Source organism: Niallia oryzisoli (assembly GCF_036670025.1).
Classification (GTDB): domain Bacteria; phylum Bacillota; class Bacilli; order Bacillales; family Cytobacillaceae; genus Bacillus_BD; species Bacillus_BD oryzisoli.
On sequence record NZ_CP137640.1, the window covers coordinates 680,043 to 706,686 of the forward strand.

Annotated in this window: 22 protein-coding genes and 1 riboswitch; of the genes, 19 read left to right on the forward strand and 3 right to left on the reverse strand. The window is 38.0% G+C overall.

The window, feature by feature from the left end; genetic code table 11:
* Positions 1–9: 9 nt before the first annotated feature.
* From R4Z09_RS03400 to R4Z09_RS03455, 12 genes are all read left to right on the forward strand, one after another.
* Positions 10–993 carry an electron transfer flavoprotein subunit alpha/FixB family protein gene (locus R4Z09_RS03400; protein ID WP_338450980.1) on the forward strand — a complete coding sequence of 328 codons (984 nt, stop codon included), beginning with the start codon at positions 10–12 and terminating at the stop codon, positions 991–993.
* 81 nt (positions 994–1,074) lie between these two features.
* Positions 1,075–3,153 carry a (Fe-S)-binding protein gene (locus R4Z09_RS03405; RefSeq protein WP_422392243.1) on the forward strand — a complete coding sequence of 693 codons (2,079 nt, stop codon included), beginning with the start codon at positions 1,075–1,077 and terminating at the stop codon, positions 3,151–3,153.
* 203 nt (positions 3,154–3,356) lie between these two features.
* Positions 3,357–4,538, forward strand: coding sequence for an acyl-CoA dehydrogenase family protein (locus tag R4Z09_RS03410; protein ID WP_338450982.1), 1,182 nt, complete (start codon positions 3,357–3,359; stop codon positions 4,536–4,538).
* 128 nt (positions 4,539–4,666) lie between these two features.
* Positions 4,667–5,860: a thiolase family protein gene (locus R4Z09_RS03415; RefSeq protein ID WP_338450983.1), complete on the forward strand. Its 1,194-nt coding sequence runs from the start codon at positions 4,667–4,669 to the stop codon at positions 5,858–5,860.
* 15 nt (positions 5,861–5,875) lie between these two features.
* Positions 5,876–6,727 (forward strand): 3-hydroxyacyl-CoA dehydrogenase family protein, encoded by an 852-nt coding sequence (locus R4Z09_RS03420; RefSeq protein WP_338450984.1) that lies wholly within the window; start codon positions 5,876–5,878, stop codon positions 6,725–6,727.
* A 62-nt stretch (positions 6,728–6,789) separates the two neighbouring features.
* Positions 6,790–7,938, forward strand: coding sequence for an acyl-CoA dehydrogenase family protein (locus tag R4Z09_RS03425; protein ID WP_338450985.1), 1,149 nt, complete (start codon positions 6,790–6,792; stop codon positions 7,936–7,938).
* Between the two features lie 98 nt (positions 7,939–8,036).
* Positions 8,037–8,795, forward strand: a complete 759-nt coding sequence (locus R4Z09_RS03430) for an SDR family NAD(P)-dependent oxidoreductase (protein ID WP_338450986.1) — start codon at positions 8,037–8,039, stop codon at positions 8,793–8,795.
* A 128-nt stretch (positions 8,796–8,923) separates the two neighbouring features.
* Positions 8,924–10,144: an L-2-hydroxyglutarate oxidase gene (gene lhgO / locus R4Z09_RS03435; protein ID WP_338450987.1), complete on the forward strand. Its 1,221-nt coding sequence runs from the start codon at positions 8,924–8,926 to the stop codon at positions 10,142–10,144.
* 20 nt (positions 10,145–10,164) lie between these two features.
* Positions 10,165–10,494, forward strand: a complete 330-nt coding sequence (locus R4Z09_RS03440) for a DUF3870 domain-containing protein (protein ID WP_338450988.1) — start codon at positions 10,165–10,167, stop codon at positions 10,492–10,494.
* A gap of 138 nt (positions 10,495–10,632) precedes the next feature.
* Positions 10,633–11,160 carry an acyl-CoA thioesterase gene (locus tag R4Z09_RS03445; protein ID WP_338450989.1) on the forward strand — a complete coding sequence of 176 codons (528 nt, stop codon included), beginning with the start codon at positions 10,633–10,635 and terminating at the stop codon, positions 11,158–11,160.
* A 17-nt stretch (positions 11,161–11,177) separates the two neighbouring features.
* Positions 11,178–12,935: an adenine deaminase C-terminal domain-containing protein gene (locus R4Z09_RS03450; RefSeq protein ID WP_338450990.1), complete on the forward strand. Its 1,758-nt coding sequence runs from the start codon at positions 11,178–11,180 to the stop codon at positions 12,933–12,935.
* 393 nt (positions 12,936–13,328) lie between these two features.
* Entirely contained in the window at positions 13,329–14,783 is a 1,455-nt protein-coding gene (locus R4Z09_RS03455; RefSeq protein WP_338450991.1) for a DHA2 family efflux MFS transporter permease subunit, read from the forward strand.
* Positions 14,784–14,855: 72 nt separating this feature from the next.
* Here the strand turns inward: R4Z09_RS03455 and R4Z09_RS03460 are convergent, their stop codons facing one another.
* Positions 14,856–15,335 carry a CBS domain-containing protein gene (locus R4Z09_RS03460; RefSeq protein ID WP_338450992.1) on the reverse strand — a complete coding sequence of 160 codons (480 nt, stop codon included), beginning with the start codon at positions 15,333–15,335 and terminating at the stop codon, positions 14,856–14,858.
* Positions 15,336–15,595: 260 nt separating this feature from the next.
* Here R4Z09_RS03460 and R4Z09_RS03465 point away from each other — a divergent pair, with 260 nt between their 5' ends.
* Genes R4Z09_RS03465 through R4Z09_RS03480 form a run of 4 tightly spaced genes read left to right on the forward strand, consistent with a single transcriptional unit; the run spans position 15,596 to position 19,664 of the window.
* On the forward strand, positions 15,596–17,134 hold the full coding sequence (locus R4Z09_RS03465) for a spore germination protein (protein ID WP_338450993.1): 1,539 nt from the start codon (positions 15,596–15,598) through the stop codon (positions 17,132–17,134).
* A 6-nt stretch (positions 17,135–17,140) separates the two neighbouring features.
* On the forward strand, positions 17,141–18,244 hold the full coding sequence (locus R4Z09_RS03470; protein ID WP_338450994.1) for an endospore germination permease: 1,104 nt from the start codon (positions 17,141–17,143) through the stop codon (positions 18,242–18,244).
* The gene (locus R4Z09_RS03475; protein ID WP_338450995.1) at positions 18,241–19,503 is read left to right on the forward strand and encodes a Ger(x)C family spore germination protein; all 1,263 of its coding nucleotides are present in this window, start codon (positions 18,241–18,243) and stop codon (positions 19,501–19,503) included. Before R4Z09_RS03470 ends, R4Z09_RS03475 begins: the two co-directional genes overlap by 4 nt.
* 2 nt (positions 19,504–19,505) lie before the next feature.
* Positions 19,506–19,664, forward strand: a complete 159-nt coding sequence (locus tag R4Z09_RS03480; protein WP_338450996.1) for a hypothetical protein — start codon at positions 19,506–19,508, stop codon at positions 19,662–19,664.
* Positions 19,665–19,783: 119 nt separating this feature from the next.
* On the opposite strand, the gene sstT is transcribed toward R4Z09_RS03480, so the two are convergent.
* Complete coding sequence (gene sstT / locus R4Z09_RS03485) at positions 19,784–21,028, reverse strand: serine/threonine transporter SstT (RefSeq protein ID WP_338450997.1); 1,245 nt, start codon at positions 21,026–21,028, stop codon at positions 19,784–19,786.
* 430 nt (positions 21,029–21,458) lie between these two features.
* Between sstT and R4Z09_RS03490 the strand changes: the two genes are divergently transcribed.
* The gene (locus R4Z09_RS03490) at positions 21,459–22,583 is read left to right on the forward strand and encodes a glycerate kinase (protein ID WP_338450998.1); all 1,125 of its coding nucleotides are present in this window, start codon (positions 21,459–21,461) and stop codon (positions 22,581–22,583) included.
* Between the two features lie 181 nt (positions 22,584–22,764).
* Positions 22,765–23,346 (forward strand): hypothetical protein, encoded by a 582-nt coding sequence (locus R4Z09_RS03495; RefSeq protein WP_338450999.1) that lies wholly within the window; start codon positions 22,765–22,767, stop codon positions 23,344–23,346.
* A 135-nt stretch (positions 23,347–23,481) separates the two neighbouring features.
* Here R4Z09_RS03495 and R4Z09_RS03500 read toward each other — a convergent pair whose 3' ends face one another.
* Entirely contained in the window at positions 23,482–24,345 is an 864-nt protein-coding gene (locus tag R4Z09_RS03500; protein ID WP_338451000.1) for a YitT family protein, read from the reverse strand.
* A 266-nt stretch (positions 24,346–24,611) separates the two neighbouring features.
* Positions 24,612–24,691, forward strand: a riboswitch (glycine riboswitch).
* Positions 24,692–24,829: 138 nt separating this feature from the next.
* Between R4Z09_RS03500 and R4Z09_RS03505 the strand changes: the two genes are divergently transcribed.
* Positions 24,830–26,221: an amino acid permease gene (locus R4Z09_RS03505; protein WP_338451001.1), complete on the forward strand. Its 1,392-nt coding sequence runs from the start codon at positions 24,830–24,832 to the stop codon at positions 26,219–26,221.
* The last annotated feature ends 423 nt before the right edge of the window (positions 26,222–26,644 follow it).

The following is a 26,644-nucleotide window of genomic DNA, read 5'->3' on the forward strand; positions in this document are numbered from 1 at the left end:
AGATTCTTTATGGTAAGAAAAGTACTCGTTTTAGGTGATATTCGTGACGGTGTTGTAAGAAATGTTTCATTTGAAGCGGTTGCCGCAGCGAAACTGATTGCAGATGGTGGAGAAGTTACAGCTGTCTTATTTGGAGAATCTATTGGTGATGAAGCTTTAAGTCCGATTCACTACGGAGCAGACCGTGTGGTGAAGGTAGAACATCAAGATTTAAAAGGTTATACGACAGATAGTTACCAACAAGCCTTACTCCAAGTATTGGACGCAGAAAAGCCTGATGCGTTGATTATGGGCCATACTGCACAAGGAAAAGATTTTTCTCCAAGAATTGCGACAAAGTTAAAGGCGGGACTTGTATCTGATGTGGTGAATATTGAAATCGATGGTGGAGAGCCAGTTTTCACAACACCTATATATTCCGGAAAAGCGTTTGAAAAAACCAGAATTAAGGATGGCATGATCATTGCAACAATTCGTCCAAATAACATTACGCCATTTGAAAAAGACGAATCTCGTACTGGTGAAGTAGGTCAAGTGAATGTGGAAATTAAAGACCTGCGCACAACGATCAAAGATATTGTCAAAAAAGCAACAGGTGGAATAGATCTCTCTGAAGCAAAAATCATTGTTTCAGGCGGCCGTGGGATGAAAGATGGGGAGAACTTTCAACTTTTAGAAGACCTTGCCAACACATTAGGTGCTGCGGTAGGGGCTTCACGCGGTGCTTGTGATGCAGGTTATTGTGATTATTCTTTACAAATTGGACAAACCGGTAAAGTCGTTACTCCGGACCTGTATATTGCCGTTGGTATTTCTGGAGCGATCCAACATCTAGCAGGGATGTCGAATTCAAAAGTGATTGTAGCGATTAATAAAGATCCTGAAGCACCTATTTTTGATGTAGCAGATTATGGAATTGTTGGGGATTTATTTGAGGTGGTACCAATGTTGACAGAGGAATTTAAAAAAGTATTGGTTGGTGCAGGAGTCTAAGGGTCTAGGATGAATGGTTATGGGAGGATGACAGTTCCTCCCGTTATGTAAAAAGTTCAACATCGAAGGGGGATGAAAAGGTTGTTCTCATTACTGAATTTACTTGCATTTCTAGCCGTGGTTGGATATGCATTGTATTTATTTGTCAATCTTCTATACACTCGCTATTTGTTTATAAAACTTGGTAAAAAAGCAGAATTTGAACCAAATCTGAAAGAGAGAATAAATTTGATCTTGATCAATGGTTTCGGTCAAAAGAAATTATTTAAAGATAAGAAAAGTGGTGTGATGCACTTAGTCTTATTTTATACCTTTTTTATCATTCAAATAGGACTTATAGAACTCATCATTAAGGGATTTATTAGAGGTTATGAGTTTCCTTTCGGTGAAGCGCATAAATATTTCAGTCTTATACAGGAATGGGCAACGTTCCTCATGATGTTGGCTGTGGTATATGGATTTTATCGCCGTTATGGTGAAAAGTTAAAACGGTTGCAATGGAAGCGTGATGGCAAAGCGGCCTTTGTATATATCGCCTTATTCACGCTAACTTCATCAATCCTACTTACATTAGGATTCGAAGCGATTATGCTGAATCATGAACCGAATCTTGCGTATGCCCCGTTCTCTGGTAGTATTGCATGGTTGTTTGGCGGTATCGGGACAACAGTTGGAACGATTTTGTTCAATGTATTCTGGTGGGTTCATATGGCAGTTGTTTTCACCTTTATGGTATTTGTGCCGCAGTCCAAGCAATTTCATGAACTCTTTGCCATGATTAATATCTTTTTTAAGAAAAGCGGTCCTGTTGGGAAATTACGAAAGATTGATTTCGAGGATGAAGAAGCAGAATCTTTTGGAGTTGGGAAAATTGAGGATTTTACCCAACATCAGTTAATTGATTTATACGCATGTGCTGAATGTGGACGTTGTACAAACATGTGTCCTGCTTCAGGAACGGGTAAAGAGTTATCTCCGATGAATCTTATTGTGAAGATGAGGGATCATTTAACGGAAAAAGGAGCAGCAGTTACTGCTAGACAGCCATGGCTTCCTGCTTTTGCCTTTAAAAATACAAAGGGAAATCAAATGGCCCTAGCAGGTCAAGGCATTCAAGAATCTGCAGCAGCTATTGAACAAGTTAGCTTAATTGGAGATGTCATTACAGAAGAGGAAATTTGGGCATGTACAACATGCCGGAACTGTGAAGATCAATGTCCAGTCATGAATGAGCATGTGGATAAAATAATCGATTTACGTCGTTATCTTGTCTTGACAGAAGGAAAAATGAATCCGGATGCTCAGCGTGCCATCACAAATATTGAGCGTCAGGGAAATCCATGGGGGCTTAATCGAAAAGAGCGTGAAAATTGGCGTGAGGGTAGAGAGGATATTAATGTTGCCACTGTTAAAGAAAAGCAAAAGGCCGGAGAAGAATTTGAGTATTTATTCTTTGTTGGTTCCATGGGTTCTTATGATAACCGCAGCCAAAAGATCGCTCAGTCCTTTGCCAGAGTGATGAATTTAGCAGGCATTTCCTTTGCGATTCTAGGTAATAATGAGAAAAATTCAGGAGATACACCGCGCAGAATCGGTAATGAGTTTTTATTCCAAGACTTAGCAAATGCCAATATTGCAAACTTTCAAAAGTATAATGTAAACAAAATTGTCACGATTGATCCACATGCTTATAACTCGTTTAAAAATGAATATCCAGAATTTGGTCTTGAGGCTGAAGTCTATCACCATACAGAATTGCTGTATCAATGGATAAAAGAAAGCCGAATTAAATTTACAAAAGAATTAAATGAAGTCATTACGTATCATGATTCTTGTTATTTAGGTCGATACAACACCATTTATGATCCGCCACGTGAAATTTTAAAAGCAATTCCAGGGGTAACATTGGTTGAAGCAGAACGTAAACGTGAAAACGGCATGTGCTGTGGAGCCGGCGGCGGTATGATGTGGACAGAGGAGACTGTGGGTACAAGAATTAATGTAGCAAGAACTGAACAGCTTCTTGAGACAAAACCAACGATGATTGGTACGGGTTGTCCATATTGTTTAACGATGCTTAGTGATGGTGTGAAGGCCAAAGAATTGGAAGAAACCGTAGGAAACTTTGATGTCGTAGAAATTGTAGAAAAAGCACTATAACGAAAAAATAGATTCATAATCTTTTACTAGTAAACTTTCAATTTTGATAAAAATTCTTAATTTTCGCATAAGTGATTCTTAATTTTGCGAAAAAATTTTCAATTCCGCGAGAAACATTGATTTAATGCTCTACTATCAAGGGTAAAAGTTGGCACAAAACTTGCTTTATATAAAGTTATAAATAATTTATAGGGGGAAATAATATGTTAAATTTTTCATTCACAGAAGAGCAAGAATTTTTTCGTAAGATGTTAAAGGATTTCGCAAAAGAGGAACTGCTGCCAAACTATACGAAGTGGGACAGAGAAGGGATTACACCTAGACATTTGTGGAAGAAACTTGGCGAACTCGGTGTCAATGGACTTCGGATTCCGGTTGAATATGGAGGCAGCGGTGCTGATTGTGTAACCACCGGGATTGCAGCAGAGGAAATTGGTCGAGGTGATTTCAATCTTACGTATGCAGTCATGTTGAATGCTTTAATTGGTGAGATTATCAACAAACATGCACCTGAGGCATTGAAACAAGAATGGCTTCCGAAAATTGCTAGTGGAGACAGAATCGTCGGGATTGCGATCACAGAGCCTACTGCTGGAACAGATGCTGGTGGAATTAAAACAACAGCCGTCCGTCAAGGAAAAGGTTATGTCTTAAACGGTGAAAAATCCGGAATTAGTGTGGCAACTGTTGCCGATGCCTTTCTTATTTTTGCTAAAACAGATCCTGAACTGGGTAACCGTGGGATTAGCTGTTTTATCGTTCCTTCTGATCTTCCAGGTGTGGAATGTAAAGGTTATGAGGATATGGGGAACATTCCAGTAGGACGCGGTTCAGTTTATTTATCCGATGTAATGGTACCAGAGGAGAATTTGATTGGCCTTGAGAACAAAGGATTTTCCCAGGTTATGAATGGGTTTGATCTTAGCCGTCTATTAATCGGTCTTCAATGTGTAGGAGCTGCTTCGCAAAGTATAGACGAGACAATTGAACACGTCAAAATAAGAACTTCCTTTGGTAAACCTCTAGCAACCTATCAAGGAGTAGCTTTCCCAATTGTCACCCACTATACACAGTTAGAGTTTGTAAAATGGCAGGCGTATCGTGGCCTTTGGCTTCGTGATCAAGGATTACCGCACTCAAAGGAATCTGCATCTGTCAAATGGTTGGGTCCAAAATATGGTGTAGAAGCGATTCATGAATGTCTATTGTTTAACGGTCACTACGCTTATACAAAGGAAATGCCTCACGAACAACGTTTACGTGATGTCATTGGTCTGGAAATTGGGGATGGAACAGCACAAGCAAATATGATGGTTATTGCGAAGGATATCATCGGTAAAGAATATAAATCTACGAATCATCAATTAGTAACGTCCAAAAATTGAAGCCGAGCATGATAATAATTCGAATAATTCAGTGATTTATAAATTCATTAAAGGGTTGAACAAATACATGAATCGATTTATAGGAGTGTAAAGATCCTTAAATCGATTCATTTATATAGGAGGAGCAAATGAAACCAGTATATGTAGTTGAAACAGTACGTACGGCTATAGGGAAAATGGGAGGAGCGCTAAAGGATGTACCATCTGACTTTCTTGCCGCAAAGGTGATTGAAGAAGTTGTTAGTAGAGCTAACATAGATAAAAGTGCTGTAGGAGAAGTCATTCTTGGCCAGACAAAACAAACGTCAGATCAGCCAAATATTGGTCGGCTTGCTGCGCTGCGTGCAGGACTTCCTGTGGATGTTCCAGGGTACACGGTTCATAGACAGTGCGGTTCGTCCCTTCAAGCGATCAATAATGGAGCACTGCAAATCGCATGCGGGCTGAATGAGGTCATCGTTGCAGGCGGAGTGGAATCGATGAGTTTAGCGCCATTTTATATTCGTAATGCTCGTTATGGAGTAGGTACAGGAAATAATGCTCTTGTTGATTCGAATACGGAAAGCCAATTACGTTCTCAACCCTTTGAAAAGTATGGGAATTTAACCATGGGCTTAACGGCAGAAAATTTAGCTGAACAATATGGTATATCTCGAGAAGAGCAGGATGAGTTTGCTATGAGAAGTCAACAACTTGCACATGATGCGATTTCTTCAGGCAAGTTTGAAAAAGAAATCGTTCCTTATGAGGTTCGGGAGCGTAAGAGCGTGAAAACCTTTGCGGTGGATGAACATCCACGTTTAACAAGTTTAGAAAAGCTGGCTAACTTAAAACCAGTATTTAAAGAAAATGGATCTGTTACACCTGGAAACAGCAGTGGTCGAAATGATGGAGCATCAGCCGTTATGTTGATGTCTGAAGATTCAGTGAATAAGTATGGAGTACAGCCAAAAGCAAAGATCCTTTCACAAGCTGTTTCAGGTGTGTCCCCTGAAATTATGGGAATTGGACCGGTTACTTCCACAAAACTAGCCTTACAAAGAGCAGGTTTAACATTGGAAGAGATTGGATTAATTGAGTTAAATGAAGCTTTTGCTGCTCAATCGATTGCTGTTATCAGAGAGCTGGATCTTAATTTAGATAAGGTAAACGTAAACGGTGGCGCGATTGCATTAGGTCATCCATTAGGGGCAACAGGATCTGTTCTTACGACAAAACTACTTCATGAAATGGAACGAAGAGGCGTGAAGTATGGATTGGTGACATTGTGTATTGGCGGCGGACAGGGAATTACAACCATTTTTGAAAATTGTTTAGTATAAATAGGAGGAAACGAAATGGAAGTCAAAAAGATTGCGGTCATTGGCAGTGGAACGATGGGGCGTGGAATTGCTTATAGTGCTGCGTTATCAGGTTTTGAAGTAACCCTTCAGGATATATCAGCAGAAGCCCTTGAAAAAGCAAAGAATGATAACGGAATACTTGCTAATAAAAGTGTTGAAAAAGGATATATCACAAGTGAAGAACGTGACAATGTTCAACAAAATATCACCTATACAACAGAGCTGCAAAAAGCAGTGGAACATGCGGATTTAGTGATTGAAGCGATCTTAGAAATTATGGAATTAAAGATTGATACCTTTAAAAAGGTTGAAGAATTTGCTCCTGAACATGCGATTTTGGCTACAAACACGTCCACAATGAGTCCGACTGAAATCGGAGCGCAAATGAAAAGACCAGATCAATTTGTGGCGATGCACTTTTTCAATCCTGTTCACCGCATGAAATTAATTGAAATTATCCGCGGTATGGATACCTCAGATAAAACGGTGGAGATTATCCGTCAGGTATCTGAAAAAATGGGAAAAGAAACGGTTGAGGTCAATGAATTTCCAGGCTTTGTAACAAGCCGGATGAATTTGATCATCGGAAATGAAGCAATGAATATGTTAATGGAAGGTGTGGCATCGGCTGAGGATATTGATAAAGCGATTAAACTTGGCCTAAATCATCCAATGGGTCCATTTGAAATGGCAGATCTCGTTGGTTTAGACAGTCGTCTTCGCAATATGGAGTCTCTCTATCACGCACTAGGCGAAAAATATCGTCCATCTCCGTTACTAGTGAAATATGTAAAAGCAGGAAGACTAGGTAGGAAATCGGGACAAGGTATTTATACTTATAAATAATTAGTTCGTGAAATTGCAAAAAAATCTACAGAAAAATAATAAAAGGAAGGAATGTGAGTCAAATGGAACAAGTATTAACAAAGGATATTCAACAATTAAAACAGGGAATTCGCGACTTTATTGAAAATGAGGTGGAACCTCATGCTAGGTTAATAGAAGAAACGGATGAAATTCCTCAAAGCATTTTAGATAAATCTAAGGAAATGGGCTTGTTTGCCCTAAGTATTCCAGAAGAGTACGGTGGCCTCGGGATTGGAATGCTTGGAAAATGTGCTGTACTAGAGGAGGTTGGCAGAACCATTAATGGTTATACAACCGTCATTGGTGGTCATACCGGGATTGGAAGCGTTGGAATTGTAGAATTGGCAAATGAAGAACAAAAGCAAAAATACCTACCGAAAATGGCAAGCGGTGAATACATTGGTGCCTTTGCTTTAACAGAGCCAAGTGCCGGTTCTCATGCGTTCAATTTAAAAACAACAGCAGTAAAAAAAGGAGATCGTTATATTCTTAATGGCTCTAAGTGCTATATTACCAATGCTGGACTTGCAGATGTGTTCACAGTGATGGCGGTTACAGATCAGTCAAAAGGGCCAAAAGGAATAACGTCTTTCATCGTTGAAAAGAATTTTCCAGGATTTAAGTTAGGAAATAAAGAAAAGAAAATGGGTCTTCATGGATCACACACATATGAGATTTTCTTCGAGGATTGCGAAGTACCGGTTGAAAATGTGTTAGGTGAAGTAGGACAAGGGTATGTCAATGCGTTAAAAATATTAGCAAACGGACGTGCAGCAATGGCGGCAAGAAATCTTGGATCCGCTGATAAATTATTAGATATGTCACTTGAATATGCTCATATGCGTATTCAGTTCGGAAAACCAATTTTTGAACAACAAATCATTCAGCACTACTTAGCTGAAATGGCGACGGAAATTGAAGCGCTTCGTGCCTTCACCTATCACGTGGCCAATCTGGTTGATCAAGGTAAGAATGTGGTTAAGGAAGCAGCCATGGTTAAATTACTTGGTTCAGAAACGTACGGTCGTGTCGCAGATAAAGCTGTTCAAATTCATGGTGGAATGGGTTATATTTCTGAGTATCCGATTGAACGTTATTACCGTGATGCTCGAATTACGAGAATTTATGAAGGAACATCTGAAATTCAAAAGAATATTATCGCTGCTCAATTGCATCGGAAATATCAATAAAGGAAGCTCACCAGACTCGTGTGACTACTTCTCAGTAGAGACCCCTATTGAGGAAAGTCTCACCTTTTAGTCTATTAAATGAAAAAGGAGAGATTCTTTTGCGACTTAAAGATAAAATTGCCTTCATAACCGGTGCCGGAGGACCAATGGGGGAAGCAATTGCCCTACGTTTTGCCCAAGAAGGTGCCAAATTAGTCATCACCGATATATCTGAGAATCGATTAAATCAAACGAGAGAAAAATTACTTGAATATACAGTAGCTGACAACATTGTAGCCATAAGAGCAAGCGTACTAGATTATGAGGAAGTAAAAGAAGTAGTGGAAGAAGCCAATCAAAGATTCTCTAAAATTGATATTCTAGTTAATGTTGTCGGTGGCATCCGTGATACAAAGATGATTAGGCCTATTTTTGAAATAGATGGCGACCGTTGGGACAATACGATGGCACTCAATTTAAAGGGAACGTTCAATTGTACGAAGTTAGTTGCTCCAATCATGCTTCAACATGGTTATGGAAAAATCGTCAATATTTCTACCATTCATTTTGACGGTGAAAAAGGGTATGCAGATTATGGCGCTGCTAAGGCTGGAGTGGCTTCCTTTACTAAAACGGCTGCAAAGGAACTAAGTCCGGCGATTAATGTGAATTGTATTGCGCCGGGATTAATTCAAACATCAATCGTAGACAGAATGGACAGTGAAACCCTTGAAGAATACCGTAAGAAGACATTGTTGGGGAGATTAGGAAATCCAATTGATGTAGCCAATACAGCTCTATTTTTAGCAAGTGATGAATCAGCCTATATCACAGGTCATATCATCCCTGTTTCTGGTGGAATATGGCCCCATCTTTAAAAAAAGGCTGTGTTAAAATTTGGTGTTAAATATCGTATGTTAGCGGGGTGATTTCCTTACTTTTCTTTTCAAGGTAAATCGACCCGCTAACTCATTAACAAAGCCAAAAGAAAAGGAGGGATTTGCTTATGTTTGATTTTGCAATTATTGGAGGGGGAATTGTAGGCCTTTCAACAGGAATGGCTATTTATCAGCGGTTTCCAAATGCAAAGGTAGTTGTAATCGAAAAGGAGTCGGCTGTTGCTGAACATCAAACAGGCCATAACAGCGGGGTTATTCATTCAGGAATCTATTATAAACCAGGCAGCTTTAAAGCACGCTTTGCCCGGCAAGGAAGTCAATCGATGACAGAGTTTTGTCAAACATACGGCATTGAACATGATATTTGTGGGAAAGTCATTGTGGCAACAAAAAAAGAAGAAATCCCTCTTCTTGAGAATTTATATAAACGAGGACTAGAAAACGGATTAAATATTAATAGAATTGGTCGAGATGAATTAAATGAAATAGAACCTCATGTAAATGGTCTTGGTGCTATTCGTGTACCAATGGCAGGAATCGTTAATTACCGTCAAGTAAGTGAGAAATTTGCTGAAATTATTAAAGAAAATGGCGGCGAGATTAGATTAAACACAAAAGTAGAGAAAATACATGAGGAATCAAATCAAGTGACGATTGAAACGAACCGGGGAACGATAAAAACAAGTTTGGTTATTAACTGTGCTGGGTTGCACAGTGATCGCATGGCAGCTGCAGCAGGCTATAAAACGGACATGAAAATCGTTCCATTTCGCGGTGAATATTTTAAATTAAAACCTGAAAAACGCTACCTTGTCAAACATCTGATCTATCCTGTACCAAATCCTAAATTTCCTTTCTTAGGAGTTCATTTTACCCGAATGGTCAGTGGTGAGGTGGACGCAGGTCCGAATGCAGTCATGGCCTTTAAACGCGAAGGGTATAAAAAGACAGATATTAGTATGAAGGATTTAATGGAATCTGTAAGCTTTCCTGGGTTATGGAAAATGGCCGGTAAATTTGCGAAGGAAGGCTTAGATGAATATGTTCGTTCATTTAGCAAAAAGCAGTTTACAAAAAGTCTTCAAGAATTAATTCCTGAAATTCAAGAAGATGATTTAATTCCAGCACCTGCGGGTGTAAGAGCACAGGCATTGAAATATGATGGGAATATGGTAGACGATTTTCATATTATTATGGGGAAACGCTCCATTCATGTATGTAATGCACCGTCACCTGCAGCAACAGCGTCGATTGAAATTGGTAAAGAAGTGGTCAGACGGATTCCAGTTCAGACTAATTTAACAAATAGGATTAGCACTGTCATCTAAATTGGAAGGGGCAGTTTCATATGTTTAATGAAAAAACGCTGTTTATTGCTGGGCACGCACGTCTACCCCAAGGAATGGCAGCCAAAAGTGTATTTGAAACCTTGACGATTACAGCAGAAATCGATAGAAAATACGGGGTCATTATCGAGGCCTCTTGTACATTAGCTACTGAACATGGACGTCAATTTATTGGGCAGCTATTGAAGGGGTTAAGTATAAATGATGGAGTGGATGAAGCGATTGCTGCCATCAACAAGTATTATCATGGTAAGGGAACGAATGCATTGGTAGCTGCATTAAAAGATCTTGCTCTCCATTATCAGCAAATGATATCGAGTGAAGGTAAGTGATTTTTTTCACCCAGAAGAATCCTATAACAGTATCCATAAAGTCATTATTCCTTGTCTGTGTGGAGTTAGGATCTCTCCATACAGATAAGAATTCTCGAACTATTATATTCTAGGTTTTAAGAGTAAGGAGAGGATACTATGATTGCAAAGTATTGCAGAGAATCAAGAGTTATTCGAACTAACCGTGTATTTCAAAATGATGTAAATAGTCATAATACGTTATTCGGCGGGCGAATCATGAGTGATATTGATCAAATTGCTTCAATATCGGCGTTACGACATTGCCGCACAGATTGTGTAACAGTCTCAACTGATTCTGTAGATTTTTTATCTCCGATTAAAACGACTGACGCAGTCTGTTATGAAGCGTATGTAACTTGGACTAATTCATCATCAATGGAAATATTCGTAAAGGTAATTGCTGAAAATTTAAAAAGTGGTGAACGTAAAATAGCAGTAACAGCATTTTTAACTTTTATCGCATTAGATGAAAATAAACGTCCAGTAAGGGTTCCTGAAGTTATTCCTAAAACAGAGGAAGAAAGAATGTTAAATGGAACGGCGCCAGAAAGAGCTAGAATTCGAAAAGATAGGAAGGAAAAAAGCAAGGCCTTGTCCAAATTTTATACTATAGCTGCTCCTGTAGTTGATCCTATATTGAGTTAAAATTTGGAGGTTACAAGTTGGATAATAAAAATTATAGATGGAGCAACAAACAAATAAGGAATCATGTAAAGGTATTAGATGGGGTGATACATCCTAATATGGTTCTGAAAAATGCAACCTATCTAAATACCTATCTACATCAATGGTTAGTTGCAAATATTTGGATATATGATGATCGTATTGTGTATGTAGGAGAGTATCTTCCTGAAAACTCATGTGGTTATGAAGAGATAGACTGTCAAGGACAATATTTAGTACCAGGATATATTGAACCGCATGCTCATCCTGATCAGTTATATAACCCTCTTACATTAGCAAAACATGCGGGCCAATTCGGCACAACGACGCTAATTAGTGATAATTTAGGTATTTTCCTTGAGCTTACTACTCAAGTAGCATTTGAATTATTAAATAAATTCAGAGAACTTCCTTCAACCATGTACTGGTGGTGCCGTTTTGATGCACAAACCGAATTCCCGAATAATGATGAAATTTTTAACACAGAGGATGTGACTTCTTGGCTCCAACATGAATCTGTATTGCAAGGCGGAGAGTTAACAGGGTGGCCGAAATTATTAAATGGAGATGACCAAATGCTATCCTGGTTACAGGAGACAAAAAGGTTACATAAAAAAGTTGAAGGCCATTTGCCCGGAGCTTCCGAAAGGACATTGGCAAAATTAATGTTAATGGGCACTGATTGTGATCATGAAGCTATGACAGGTCAGGAAGCACTTACGCGTTTAATGCAAGGCTATACTGTTTCTCTTAGACATTCATCTATTCGACCTGATTTAGACATTCTTATAAAAGAATTAATAGAGTTAGGTGTTCAAAAATTTGATCGATTTTTCTTTACCACTGACGGTTCACATCCTCATTTTTATGAAAATGGAATGACGGATGAACTGATCAAAATAGCTATTAATCATGGAATACCATTAACTGATGCATATAATATGGCAAGTTTTAATATTGCACGTTACTATAATATGGAACATTTACATGGATCCATTGCTACAGGGAGAATAGCTAATATTAATTTTTTAGAGAGTAAAAATAACCCAACACCTATCAGTGTATTAGCAAAAGGTAAATGGATTAAGCAAGATAGAAAGGATAAATTTGTTTCACCTTCAATCGAATGGAATAAGTATCAAATATCTCCCCTTCATTTAAATTGGAGCTTAGAAGAAGATGATTGGAGCTTTTCAACCTCAAATGGCATTCATTTAATTAATAATGTAATTACGAAACCGTATGAAAGTAGTATTGATTTAAGTAAAGAAGAATTATCTTTTGAAGATGATGAATGTTTCCTTATGATGGTTGGGCGAGACGGGTCCTGGAGAATAAATACATTGGTGAAAGGGTTTGCCCAACAGTTAGGAGGGTTTGCAAGCTCTTATTCTGGGACAGGTGACATCATAATTATAGGAAAAAGAAAAACAGATATGCTTACTGCTTTTGACCGAATGAGAAAAATCGGCGGCGGCATGGTCTTGGTAGAAGAAAATCATATCCTGCACGAAATTTCTTTACCTTTAACGGGTATCATGTCTGATCTGGATATGGGCTTTTTAATTAAAAAAGAGAAAAAAATGATAGAGTTATTTAAAGAAAGAGGCTATAAATATAACGACATTGCCTTTACTTTATTATTCTTCTCTGCGACTCATTTACCATTTATTAGATTGACTCCAAGTGGTTTATATGATGTGAAAAATAGAAAGGTTTTGGCTTCTCCAACTAAAAGGGTTCCCGCTTTTCATTAAGTGCGTAACTCCCCTTCGAGTTTAGATATCCTATAGAAATTTTTTATATTACTTGAGTAAGTATTGTTCAATAAAGCTGCCGATTAAGGTGTTAATCTACTAAGATTAACACTTTTTTTATTACCAATATTTAATGATTAAACCTTAATGCGAAAGGGTTTCCATTGAGTTAGATAGTGAGCAGCATAATAGAGTTATTTGAAATGTTTTTGTCCAAAATGTGAAAAAAATTCTTGACCAATAGAAAAAATTTTTGATATAGTTTAAAACAGACCGGTTGGTATGTTTGAGGTGTACCACGGAATTGTAAAGGCTAGATAACCAATAAAGAAGAGAACCACTAACAATGATTTCACAGATATTACAAAGAATATAAATGAAAAGGAGATATACATGAATACGCAAATTCAAGTAAAAAGTCCAAAGATAATGGCAGCTATCTTAATGCTGGGTGCCTTTATTGGTTTATTTGGAGAAACAGCATTAAATATGGCACTAACAAATGTCATGGATCAATTTTCTATTACAGCTGCTACTGCACAATGGCTGACAACGGGATATTTATTAACATTAGCTATATTAGTACCAATTTCAGCACTATTAATGAAATGGTTTAGTACTCGCCAATTAGTTATTGGGGGGCTCGTTATTTCGCTTGCAGGAGCGGTTCTAGCAGCATTTTCTCCCAATTTTGTAATCTTAGAAACTGGCCGTATTGTACAAGCGATGGGAACAGGTATTATCATGCCGGTCATGGTAAGTGTTCTTTTAGTTATTTTTCCAATTCATAAACGCGGCGTTGTCATGGGGATTATGGGTCTTGTTATTACATTAGGACCTGCTTTAGGACCAACACTTTCGGGGGTCGTTATTAGCACGTTAGGCTGGCATTATATTTTCTGGATTAGTGCAGCTTTTTATGTATTATTGACACTTGCTGCTATATTAAAAATTGAAAATGTTGGTGAAATTACTAAGCCTAAAATCGATGTTTTATCGATTGTTTTATCAACTGTAGGATTTGGCGGATTAATTTATGGGTTAGCTTCTATGGCTGGAGCGCCTTTTACAGCTCCTATCGTATGGGCACCTTTACTTGTAGGAGTTATCGCACTTGTATTATTTGGAATTCGTCAAAATACAATGGATAAGCCTATGGTTAATTTAAGTGTATTCAAACAGCCAATGTTCACATTAGGAACAGCAATGATGTTCTTAAGTATTTTAGTTATTTTATCAACTGGAATTTTATTGCCGATGTATTTAAAGGGATCATTATTATTTAGTGCTGCGGTCGCAGGCTTATTACTGCTTCCTGGTAATGCAGTGAATGTTATCATGTCACCGATCGTTGGAACGCTGTTTGATAAAATTGGGCCGCGAAAATTAACAATCGTTGGATCTATCATTGTATTAATTGGTAATATTATTTTTGCTATCTCTATTTCAGTAACAACACCAGCTTGGCAAATCATCGTAGCCTTTATGGTTTTATTCTTTGGGTTAACAATGGTAACAATCCCATCACAAACGAATGGACTTAATGCCTTGCCGCGTGAGTTATATGCAGATGGCTCAGCCGCTATGAATACATTGAATCAAGTAGCTGGAGCAGCAGGAACAGCGATCGCCATTACGTTACTGACAGTTGGTCAATCTAGTTTTGCAGCAGGTGTTCCAGATGCAGCACAGGGAGAAATATTAGCTGCAGGCGTAAAATATACCTTCTACTTTGTTACAGGAATTTCAGTAGTCGCGTTAATCTTGTCGCTATTTATGAGAAAGCCTAACGCTGTCGTAGAAAAATCTACAGCTGCAGTAAAAGCAGCAGAACCTGTACGCGAATAGCAGAATATAGATACATTTTGAAAAACCATTCGTAAAAGTATCATTTACGAATGGTTTTTTGATAAAAAGTTTTCATCCGAACAAGGAAAATAGTTCATTATCCGGTTGTAATAATCGTTTTGATATATTATTTATCAAATCTCCTCTGCTAATAACACCAACAACTCTACCAGCACCGTTAACTACAGGCAGTTTTTTGAAATGATGCTTGGATAGCAAACGAATAGCCATTTCAAACTCTTCATCAGGTGATACGTAGAGGATATTTCTTTTAGTCATAATCTCTTTTACCGGTGTATTCAGCTTTTCCTGTAAAACATCCTCCATGTCTCCATCCTCAATGATATAAACAAGGCCGGCAATACCCAGAGGCTTTGGCGCTAAGTAGCGTAATACGTCTCCATCTGATACCATGCCTACTAAATGATCGTTATCATCAACAACCGGCACGCCGCCAATTCGATTTGAGTTAAGTATATGTAATAATTCTCTGACAGTATCGGAAGGCTTTACAGTAAAAATTTTTCTAATCATGAAATCTCTTACTTCCATTATAAATCCCACTTATCTGAAAATGCATACATTTTTGAATATATCCGCATCTTAACATAAATTCTACTTTTCTCGTAAGGATTATTTTAATGTTTACTTTTCATTTCTGCCACTATGCCCTAATCAATTGGGGCAATGAACCTGTCCCTTCGACCCGCTCATAATAATTCACTTTTTACAGATAATAACCAAGGAGACAAGATTTTCATTGTGTAATATTCTGAGCCTTACCCTATAACCTCTTCAGGAGTTATACCAAAATGAAAAATTTATTTTTCAAGAAAAGAAAAGCTTTTGTATCAGAAATGAGTAAGGAATTTACCGGAAATGAAAGTGACCAACACTTGGAGTTTTTCACTGGGGATATAGAACAAGAGATCAATTATTTAAAACGGCTTTATTCATTCCCTGCCAATATTGATTTCATGCTGAGAGAATTCACGTTCAATAAGATGGAACGAAAGGCTGTCTTGTTTTATATTCCATCATTGACTGATACAAAGCTGATAGATGATGCAATCATAAAACCGTTGATTTTGAATGATAGGAAAATAACAGATGTAACAGCAGCCGTAAGTGTAAGTGCTATTAGAGCAGAGCCTGAGATAGAGAAAGCGGTTAACGAATTGAATACTGGTGACTCTCTTTTATTGGTTGAGGGACAACGGCATGCTTATATTATTAAAACGGCATCCGCAGCCGGCAGGAGTATAGAAAAACCACAAAACGAAACGACTTTATTTGGTCCAAAGGAATCCTTTATTGAAAAAGCAGATGTCAACATCTCTCTTATTCGAAAAAAGATTCGCAGTAAAGACTTTACAGTAGAAAAGATGACAATTGGAGAGCGTTCAAGAAATGAAGTTTTTATTGTCTATAACAAAGAGTTAGCAAGTGAAAGGGTTATAAGTGAAGTCAAAAGCCGGATTGGTACAATAACAAAAGATGCCGTTCAGAATATTAGCTTATTAGTTCAGCACATTGAAGAGAGAAAAAGAAGTTTAGTTCCGACGGTTTTACAAACAGAACGACCGGACCGTGCGGCCTCTTTTATAGAGGATGGGTATGTCATTGTCGTCATGAATAATTCTCCCTTTGCCTTAGTCACACCAGCAACATTTTGGTCCTTCTACCATTCTGGAGATGATCATTATTTACGGTTTATAAATGGGAACTTTACTAGACTTCTGCGTATGTTGGCGATGTTTATCACTTTATTCACTCCGTCAGCCTACATTGCTATTACGAATTATCATATGGAGATGCTTCCAACCGATTTACTTTTAGCAATTGCGGGTGCAAGGGAAATGGTGCCGTTTCCCGCTATATTGGAATTGCTGCTACTAGAGCTCTCTTTTGAACTGATTCGGGAAGCCGGGGTTCGGGTTCCCGTCCCAATCGGTCCGACAATCGGGATTGTTGGGGCGTTAATTTTAGGTCAGGCAGGAGTGGAAGCGAATGTGGTTAGTCCTATTGTGGTGATTGTTGTGGCCTTATCTGGATTGTCCTCTTATGCGATTGGTGATGTAAATTTAAACTACACAATAAGAATTACACGGTTCGCCTTTCTCATAGCAGCTGGTTTAATGGGCATATTCGGAATGGTGCTCTGTTTTATGGCTGCTTTAATTTATTTAACATCATTAAAAAGTTTTGGAGTGCCTTACCTGGCACCGCTGACACCAAAATACAGGTCATCAGGGGACACAGTATTCCGAAAACTATTAACATATGAACGATTAAGACCAGGATTCACAAAAACAAAGGATTTAACGAAAGATACCGTTCGGAAAAAGTGAAGTTAGGTGATTTTTTTGGGTAAAAATGAAAAGGACCAATTGGGGTTTAGGGAGTTTTTTTCAATAATCTTTATTACAATAGGGTTAAAGGGTACGGACATGAGTACGGTTTTACTGTTTAAAGAGGGTTTGAATGCGGCATGGATGATTGTTATCGGCTCTTTTTTACTCATTATTCCTTCCCTGCTCCTATTAAATAGTGTATTGAAAAAGTACCAATGCAAAAATATATTGGAAGTTATCCAGCTTACGCTTGGGAAACCATTCGCTTTTGCTATTGCTCTCATCATGCTGGGCTTCACCCTACTAAATACTGCAACAGAAGCTAGAAGCTATATGACTCAATTGATTACGATTAACTTTCCGAATACACCATTATTTATATTGTCTCTTTGCTTTTTAATGCTTTGTATGTGGGGAGCGAAAAAAGGGTGGGAATCGGTGGGAGCCATTGCTTGGATGACTTTTCCTTATCTTATGATTACAGTAGGTTTCCTTCTTTTTCTAATGTTTAAAGATGCTGTTATTAATAGAATGTTTCCCCTGTTCGGTACCGGTAAGTGGGAAATTGCCAAAGCAAGTTTTAACTTTACTTCATTGTTTGGAGATACGCTTGTGTATGCTATGATGTATCCATTTGTGAAAAATCATCAAACATATATAAGAAGTTTATACAGTTCTTTGTTATTTACCGTTTTTTTGATGGTTTTGTTTTATTTATCATATATTTGGATTTTTGACTATAGGAGTATTGGGAAAATTACCTTTCCTTTTAATGAGGTTATTCGATTTGTATCGTTAGGAAGAAGTATCACCAATATAGAGACCTTTTTTATTACGATTTGGCTTGTGGCGGTTTTCGTTAAGTTTACAATTTATATTTATTTAGTAGGTAAAATATTCGGTTTTCTGTTTCAAATTGAAGAATTTGAACAAACAATATTGCCGATAACCATTCTAATGCTCGTCATCGGTATGATACCGGAAAACAATGAGATAAATATTTTTCAGATTCGTACGAGTTCATTAGCCTACTTTAAATATCTTATATTATTTCTACCTCCAATACTATGGGCCGCAGCAAAAATAAAGGAGGCAAGAGCAAAATGAAAAGGAAAGAAAGTTCATTTCTTATCATATTCTTGCTGATTTTCCTGCTTACAGGCTGTTGGGATAAAAAGGAGGTGGAGGAGCGTTCATATGTAATAGCAATTGGGCTTGATCTCCCAACAGGGCTTGATATAGAAAAGGAACAAGCGATTGATGTTACGTTACAATTTTCCAATCCAAAACTAAACGTTAAAGGAGTATCTCCGTCAGGCGGAGAAGAGATGAAGAACGCTATATCCTTGACTGCACCAGACTTTGTTACGGCCAGAAACATGGCCAATTCATTTGTTACGAGAGAAATCTCATTTTCCCATAATAAAGTATTAATTGTTTCGGAAGAGCTTGCTAAAACAGAAATCTTTTATCGACTCCTGACAACAGCCTTTAAAGATAGGGAGATACGGAGGGAAACGAGAATTATTGTCACAGAAGGGAAAGCTTCTGAATTCATTGCAAAAAATAAGCCTGAGATGATGATAAGACCTCATCGGTATTATCAATTTTTGATTGACCGGGCAACGGAAACGGGATTAGTTCCAGAATCAACGATTAACCGTTTTTTTGCCATTACAGACGGCGATGCCGACCTTTTTCTCGCCATGTACGGGTCCTACAATAAGAATAAGAACGCTGGTTTTCAAGATGAAGATCAATACATAGCAGGTCAAGTGCCAAAGAAAGGAGGTAACCCTGTACAACTTATCGGTTCGGCTGTATTTAAGGAAGGAAAAATGATTGGTAAATTATCAGGTGAAGAAACGAGAATCACCAGATTACTCGATAATACTGCAAACATAAGGGATTTGTTCTCCAGCTTTCGAGACCCATTGGATAAAAGGTATAAAATAGCAGTTAGAATTAGGAAAACGAATAAAAATAAAATAGAAGTAAAACTGCGAGAGGGTCCTCCAAAAATAAATGTAACTTATCCGCTTGATATAAAAATCTTATCAGTTCCTAGTATGGTTAATTATGCGGAGAATATAGAAAATCAAAAAAAGTTAAAAATGGCACTAGAAGAAAAACTAAAAAAGAATGCGGAAAAACTGATTGAAAAAACGCAAAAGGAGTTTAAGACAGAGCCTTTTTACTGGTCTTTGTATGTTCGTCCTTTATTTAGTTCTGTTAAGGAATATGAAGAATGGGACTGGAACAATAAAAGATATCCTTTTGCCGATATTCATGTAACGGTAGATCTATCCATTACCGGATTCGGAAAGCAATTTCGTGAATCCGATATAGAAAAGGTGATTGATTAAAGATGAACATATTATTCTGGGCTGTCGTATTGTTCGGTTCATGTTATAGTTTTTGGTACGCTTATTACTTAATGAAAGATAAGAACAAATTAGGAGCATTTGGCATGGCTTTAGTTGGCTGCATGATCAGCGGACTGTCCTTCATGGTTAGTCTTAAATAAAAAGTATGGGGGCTGCGGTTCATTTGCTTCCAATAGGCTCAAAGAGAATAAAAAACAAACCCATCTGCAAACGATGATTGCCAATGGGTTTGTTAACATTTGAAACGTTTTTAATAATATTAGATAGCTTTCTTAGTACTCATAGTAAATGGCTTGCCTTCTTTACGTTTTTTAGCATATTCAGCTGTTGCTGTAAACAGTACGTCAGAAGATGAGTTAAGAGCTGTTTCGCAAGAGTCTTGTAACACACCGATGATGAAACCAACTCCAACGACCTGCATCGCAATATCATTTGAAATTCCGAATAAGCTGCATGCCAGAGGAATAAGTAAAAGTGACCCGCCGGCTACACCTGAAGCACCAGCAGCAGAAATAGCTGATAGGATAACGAGAATAACAGCAGTTGCAAAGTCGACTTCGATACCTAGTGTGTGAACAGCAGCCAATGTTAAAACGGCAATTGTTATAGCGGCTCCAGCCATATTAACTGTAGCGCCTAATGGAATAGATACGGAATACGTATCCTCATCCAAATCAAGTTCCTCACATATACGCATATTTACTGGGATGTTTGCAGCTGAGCTGCGAGTAAAGAATGCGGTAATTCCGCTTTCTCTTACACATTTCAAGACTAATGGATATGGATTTTTACGAGTATAGAAGTATACGATAATAGGATTAACAATAAGTGCAACAAAGAACATACATCCGAGCAGTACTAAAAGTAATTGTCCATAGTCAGCTAATGCTGAAAGTCCATTTGTTGAAATCGCATCATAAACTAGACCCATGATGCCTAATGGCGCCAGATTAATAACCCATTTTACTAATGTAGAAATTGCATCTGAGAAATTATCCAACATGTCTTTTGTCGAATCAGTTGCTTGTCTTAATGCCATACCAAGAAGAATAGCCCATGCTAAAATACCGATGTAGTTGGCATTGATAATCGCATCTACCGGATTCGCAACAACGTTAAATAATAATGTCTGAAGTACTTCCAAAATTCCCCCGGGAGGTGCAACGTCCTCAGCCCCAGTTGTAAGGGTTAAGCTTACTGGGAAAATGAAGCTGGCAACAACACCGACAAGTCCCGCTAGAGTTGTACCTATAGCATATAGGACAATAATCGATTTCATATTCGTTTGTGTGCCGCTTTTATGCCGGGAAAGGGCATTCATAACGATGAACAAGACTAAGATTGGGGCAACCGCTTTTAAGGCACCAACGAATAAAGTACCAAAAATGGACACCCATTTCGTGGCATCAGGAATTGCTAGGGCTAAAATAAGGCCAATAACCAATCCCACAAGGATTCGTTTTACTAAGCTCACCTGATTCCACTTGAGTAGCAGATTTTTCATTTATTTTTCCTCCGAATCATTTATATAAGTCTACCATTGGTGCACAACTGTTTAGCTGTGGCGGATTCTTATGCATCATTTAGTTTAACATGAATATTGTTAATTGTGAAACAAATTATTATTGCAAAATATTGGTTTTTTATTCTTTTATAAATAATAACCAGGATCCCAGGGACATTAAAAGAAGCAGTTGAACTATGCAAGGAATGCATGAAATTAAATCTAGAAGACAACCAGGTTCTCCAACTGCTACTAATATATTGGCAACTGATTGGCGTGTATGCAATTCTATATTTTAGGATGGAAATTTTGACAATAAACATAGTTTGATAAAAATTAGTAAGGGTCGCTTGAATGGTTACCCTTTACTTGTACAATAGATAAATAGTCAGAATTTAATTTACTAAATTAAAAGTAAAGGAAGATTTTTATGAAGTTTGTATTAGCGCCCGATTCGTTTAAAGAAAGTATGACGGCGAAAAATGCTGCCCTTGCTATGGAAAAAGGCATAAAAAACGTTTTTCCTGATGCGGAATGTGTCATTGTTCCCCTAGCTGATGGGGGAGAGGGTACAGTAGAATCTCTCGTAAGCTTTTCTAACGGAGAAATTATCAAGACAGAAGTAATTGGACCACTAGGTGATAAGGTGATGGCGGAATATGGGCTTCTAGGTAACGGGCAAACAGCTGTCATAGAAATGGCCAGTGCCAGCGGCTTAGAATTATTAAAGCCTGAAGAACGAAAACCATTGATAACGACAACCTATGGTACAGGCCAATTAATCAAACATGCGCTAAATAATGGAGTTAAGCGTTTCTTAATTGGGATTGGCGGAAGTGCAACAAATGATGGAGGGGCAGGAATGCTCCAATCGTTAGGTGTTTCTTTAAAAGACGAAAGTGGTGAGGAATTACCGTTTGGCGGCGGAGCGTTAAATCGTCTCCATACGATTGATTTGAGCAGACTGGATGAAAGAATAGAATCGATTCAAATTGATGTAGCATGTGATGTCAGCAATCCTTTAATCGGAGAAAATGGAGCATCCGCTATTTTCGGTCCACAAAAAGGAGCAACTCCTGATGTTGTGAAAGTTTTAGACGAAAACCTGGCTCATTTTGCTAAGATCATTAAGGAACAATTAGGACAGGATATTGCCTACATAGCTGGTGCCGGGGCTGCCGGTGGACTTGGTGCAGGGTTAATGGCTTTCTTAGATGCCCGTCTGAAAAAAGGAATAGACCTTGTCATTGAATATACCCATCTTGAAGACTACATCAAAGGTGCCGATTACGTTTTCACCGGAGAGGGCAGCATTGATGGTCAAACCTTGTTTGGAAAAACACCGTACGGAGTCGCTTTAGTAGCTAAGAAACATTCTGTTCCCGTTATCGCTTTTGCCGGTAGAGTTGGCGATGGAGTGGAGGCCTTGTATGATAACGGGATTACAGCCATTATCGGAATTTTAAAAGGTGTAATGTCATTAGAGGATGCCCTTAGCTCGGGGGAAACTAATTTATCCTTTGCTGCTGAGAATATTTGCCGGGTATTGAAGTAGCATCACAGTGAAGCCCCGAAACTTGCCGAAGGACCGGAGGGACAGGCACCGCGACCCACTTCAGGTGGGACGTGGTGCTGTCCCTCCGGTCCTTTTGTCTTCCGTAACTGAGTGGATTTCTGAATATTATGTTATCTAGAGAATAGAATTATAAAGAAACATCAGAAGGGAGTGAGGCATCATGCATGTATCAAATGTAATTCGTTGGCTTGGTATGTTGGCTGTAATCGGTGGAGTATTTAGGTTATCAATGACTCCGTTAGAATTAGTGTGGGGTGTTGATAGCACCATTGCACTTATTATTGGTGGAGTAACAGGATCCGTATTTATTATCATTGGAACAGCTGGAATCTATCTATATCAAGCCGGGAAAGCAGGTATACTTGGTTTTATTGGGTTTTTAATTACAACAGTAGGAAATATACTTGTTTGTACTATGGTCATGATTTCCCTTTTTGTTAACACTGCCCTAAAGGACCCGCAAATCCTAGAGCAGGAACTACCAGGTCCTGTTGTACCAATCCGGCTCATTATGATTATCACTTTGAACTTGGGTTACATTCTATTTGGAATTGCAACACTGCGTGCTAAGATGCTGCCAAGATGGGGCGGGGCATTGATGATTCTTTTAGTTCTTATGACGTTCATTCCGTACACAGATTATTTATTTGCTGTAGTTTGGGGTCTATTCCATATTGGTCTCGGATGGGCTGTGTGGTCCAGATCAAAGGGTAGCGAAAATAAAGTTAAATTAACTCAATAGCAATATTTTTTTGTTTATACAATTTAATTATGGGTAGCCAATCTTCATGATTTGCTACCCAAAAAAAGTCGGAGGGACAGGCAGAGCGACCCACTACAGGTGGGGCACGGTGCCTGTCCCTCCGACCCGTTCAAATTATTGATAAGTTTTATCCATTGTAAAGCCTCGTCCTTTAACCTCATTTACCTGATTAATTACCATGAAAGCCTGCGGATCGATTGAAAGGACAAGATTATTAAGCTTAGGGAGCTCCCGGTTTGAAACAATTGTAAGGACAACTAATCTATTATCATGACGATAGCCCGTTTCGGCATGAATCAATGTGGAACCTCTGTCCAAATGCTGAAGAATCATCCGATTAATTTCCTCATATTTGTGGCTGATAATTTTGACCTGTGTACGTGATTTTCCAAACATCAGTACTTTATCCAATATAACTGTATAGATCATGACCAGTAAAAGACCGTATAGGACTTGTTCTTTATTGGCAAAAAGCATTTGCGAAAGCAGGATGAGAAAATCGAATACATACAAGGACATAGAAACAGAAATCCCAAATTTCTTATTCAACACGAGCGGTGGAATATCCATACCACCAGTGGAAGCTCCAGCTTTTATAACGATTCCAATGCTCACTCCAATGATGATGCCTGTATAAATGCTTGCCAGCAGTTTGTCATTAGTAATATCCTGCAGCATCGTGATTTTTTCGAATACACCAAGAATAAATGGAAAATAGAAGGTGCTGATTAAGGTGGTAAATGCAAATGCTTTACCAAGTATGATTGCCCCTAGAATAAACATAGCAATATTAAAAACGGAAACAAAAATAGAAACGGGAATCCCAAACTGATGATAGAAAATGAGGGCTAATCCTGTTGTACCTCCAGTTATTAAACCATTTGGCAGAATAAAGGCGGTAACGGCCAATGCATAAAGCGTATTGCCAAAGAGGATTAATCCAATACTTATTAACCATGATGAATTTGTTTTGACCATATAACTGTCTCCCCGGATACTCAAAAAGTTCGGTCATAGATTTAATACAAATAGTTTATGAATAAACGATTATATTATGAAAGAAATATTTAGAATCGATAAGTATTTCTTTATATTTTTGCATAATGAACTTTTGTAAAAAAAGCCAATACCTAAATATTATTATTGACTAATTTAGATGTTGCTGATAAAATTTCTAATTATTGTACAATAATAAAGATTAATAAATTTAAGCAGCTATGATTGCTATGGGTAGTACTATGGCATGAGCGGCTTCTGGAGAGATCGCAATAATATGCGGCGCCGAAGGGTTCACAATCTCAGGCAAAAGGACAGAAGAGTAATGAATAGAGTTTTATTTGTTATTCTGACGTTTTAAGAGATTGGGAAGATCCCAATCTCTTTTTTGCTTTCCTTTTGTTCATGTCTGCAGATGAACAAAACCGATTCCGTTAATTAAGAATATTATTTGGAGGAATGTAACATGGAAAAGCAAGAATTAAAAAGGGATCTGAAAAATCGACATGTACAGCTTATTGCGATTGGCGGTACGATTGGTACGGGTTTATTTTTAGGTTCCGGCAGAGCAATACAATTAGCAGGTCCATCTATTATTTTAGCTTATTTAATCGTGGGAATTGCCTTATTCTTTGTCATGCGGGCATTAGGGGAACTGCTTTTATCAAATTCAGGGTATCAATCATTTACGGACTTTGCGACTGATTATATTGGACCGTGGGCAGGTTATGTAACCGGTTGGACCTATTGGTTTTGTTGGATAATGACAGCTATGGCAGATATCATTGCCGTAGGGGTATATGTACAATATTGGTTTGATATCCCACAATGGATCCCGGCTCTAGTCTGTTTAATCCTTTTATTAGGACTGAATTTATTAACTGTTAAGCTTTTTGGAGAATTAGAGTTTTGGTTTGCTATCATTAAGGTTATCACGATTCTTGCGTTAATTATTATCGGAGTCATTTTGCTGTTCATTGGGTTCCAAACAGAAACGGGAACGGCTTCGGTTAGCAATCTATGGGAGTATGGCGGTTTATTTCCAAATGGAATATCAGGCTTCTTACTATCTTTTCAAATGGTTGTGTTTGCCTTTGTTGGTGTTGAATTAGTAGGGGTTTCTGCAGCTGAAACGTCAGACCCGAGAAAAAATATTCCATCTGCTATTAATAAAATTCCTATGAGAATTCTGTTTTTCTATGTTGGCGCATTAATTATTATATTAAGTATAAACCCATGGGAGCAGTTGAATGCGTCAAGCAGTCCATTTGTACAGGTTTTTAGTTTAGTAGGTATTCCAGTTGCAGCCGGAATCATTAACTTTGTTGTCCTAACATCGGCAGCGTCAGCATGTAACAGCGGCTTATTCTCAACAAGTAGAATTCTTTACAATTTAAGCAGCCATAACCAAGGCCCGGCAAAATTTTCTTCATTAAATAAAAATCATGTACCAAGTAACGCCTTATTTACATCAGCGCTTGTCCTTTCCGGTGGTGCCCTATTGAGTAAGCTTATTCCGGGACAGGCATTTGGCATTGTAACAACTATTAGTGCCATTTGTTTTATCTGGGTGTGGAGCATCATATTAATTTCTCATATTAAATATATGAAAAAACGCCCGGATTTGCGAGAAAAGTCAACCTTTAAAGCACCATTAACACCAGTTATGAACTATGTAGTGCTTGCACTATTTGCATTTATATTAATCATCATGTTACTCGCTGAAGCGACAAGACTAGCATTACTGCTAACACCAGTATGGTTTATATTTTTATTTATTGTTTACGCGTTAAGAAAGAGAAAGATTAGCAATCTAGCAAATAAGAGGGACTTAGAAAAAAGCTCAATGGCAAAATAAAAAGCAGGAACCGTTTTAAGGGTTTCAAATAAACGAAGGATGAAAAGAAGCTCAAAGTACTAGAAGAGCTTCTTTTTTATGTCTCTGTTATAACTGAAGGTTGATTTCCCTGTGATTGAAAAATAAACGGAAAAATTCCGTTTAAATTGGGAAATACCCATATTTCCCTAACAATAAAGGAAGTTTTTCCGTTTATATTATCCAAATCTTTGGACTTTGTCTTATTTAGAGCAGTTAATCGGAAATTCTCCGCTTATATCTGCTTCTTAAGTTCCACTATATATATTAGTCGGAAATTCTCCGCCTATGAATTTATATACCTACACGAAAATCAACATTCAGTTATAACAGAGCCTTTTTTATAAATAAATACTTAAGGAGTATTTGTTTTCCATTCTGGCATGAAAGATGTTATGTTTGGAT

What these genes read in the sequence shown, in the direction of transcription:
- R4Z09_RS03400 (WP_338450980.1), top strand. Translation starts at nt 10, where the DNA reads ATGGTAAGAAAAGTACTCGTTTTAGGTGATATTCGTGACGGTGTTGTA.
- R4Z09_RS03410 (WP_338450982.1), top strand. Translation starts at nt 3,357, where the DNA reads ATGTTAAATTTTTCATTCACAGAAGAGCAAGAATTTTTTCGTAAGATG.
- R4Z09_RS03415 (WP_338450983.1), top strand. Translation starts at nt 4,667, where the DNA reads ATGAAACCAGTATATGTAGTTGAAACAGTACGTACGGCTATAGGGAAA.
- R4Z09_RS03420 (WP_338450984.1), top strand. Translation starts at nt 5,876, where the DNA reads ATGGAAGTCAAAAAGATTGCGGTCATTGGCAGTGGAACGATGGGGCGT.
- R4Z09_RS03425 (WP_338450985.1), top strand. Translation starts at nt 6,790, where the DNA reads ATGGAACAAGTATTAACAAAGGATATTCAACAATTAAAACAGGGAATT.
- lhgO (WP_338450987.1), top strand. Translation starts at nt 8,924, where the DNA reads ATGTTTGATTTTGCAATTATTGGAGGGGGAATTGTAGGCCTTTCAACA.
- R4Z09_RS03440 (WP_338450988.1), top strand. Translation starts at nt 10,165, where the DNA reads ATGTTTAATGAAAAAACGCTGTTTATTGCTGGGCACGCACGTCTACCC.
- R4Z09_RS03445 (WP_338450989.1), top strand. Translation starts at nt 10,633, where the DNA reads ATGATTGCAAAGTATTGCAGAGAATCAAGAGTTATTCGAACTAACCGT.
- R4Z09_RS03455 (WP_338450991.1), top strand. Translation starts at nt 13,329, where the DNA reads ATGAATACGCAAATTCAAGTAAAAAGTCCAAAGATAATGGCAGCTATC.
- R4Z09_RS03460 (WP_338450992.1), bottom strand. Translation starts at nt 15,335, where the DNA reads ATGGAAGTAAGAGATTTCATGATTAGAAAAATTTTTACTGTAAAGCCT.
- R4Z09_RS03465 (WP_338450993.1), top strand. Translation starts at nt 15,596, where the DNA reads ATGAAAAATTTATTTTTCAAGAAAAGAAAAGCTTTTGTATCAGAAATG.
- R4Z09_RS03475 (WP_338450995.1), top strand. Translation starts at nt 18,241, where the DNA reads ATGAAAAGGAAAGAAAGTTCATTTCTTATCATATTCTTGCTGATTTTC.
- R4Z09_RS03480 (WP_338450996.1), top strand. Translation starts at nt 19,506, where the DNA reads ATGAACATATTATTCTGGGCTGTCGTATTGTTCGGTTCATGTTATAGT.
- sstT (WP_338450997.1), bottom strand. Translation starts at nt 21,028, where the DNA reads ATGAAAAATCTGCTACTCAAGTGGAATCAGGTGAGCTTAGTAAAACGA.
- R4Z09_RS03490 (WP_338450998.1), top strand. Translation starts at nt 21,459, where the DNA reads ATGAAGTTTGTATTAGCGCCCGATTCGTTTAAAGAAAGTATGACGGCG.
- R4Z09_RS03495 (WP_338450999.1), top strand. Translation starts at nt 22,765, where the DNA reads ATGCATGTATCAAATGTAATTCGTTGGCTTGGTATGTTGGCTGTAATC.
- R4Z09_RS03500 (WP_338451000.1), bottom strand. Translation starts at nt 24,345, where the DNA reads ATGGTCAAAACAAATTCATCATGGTTAATAAGTATTGGATTAATCCTC.
- R4Z09_RS03505 (WP_338451001.1), top strand. Translation starts at nt 24,830, where the DNA reads ATGGAAAAGCAAGAATTAAAAAGGGATCTGAAAAATCGACATGTACAG.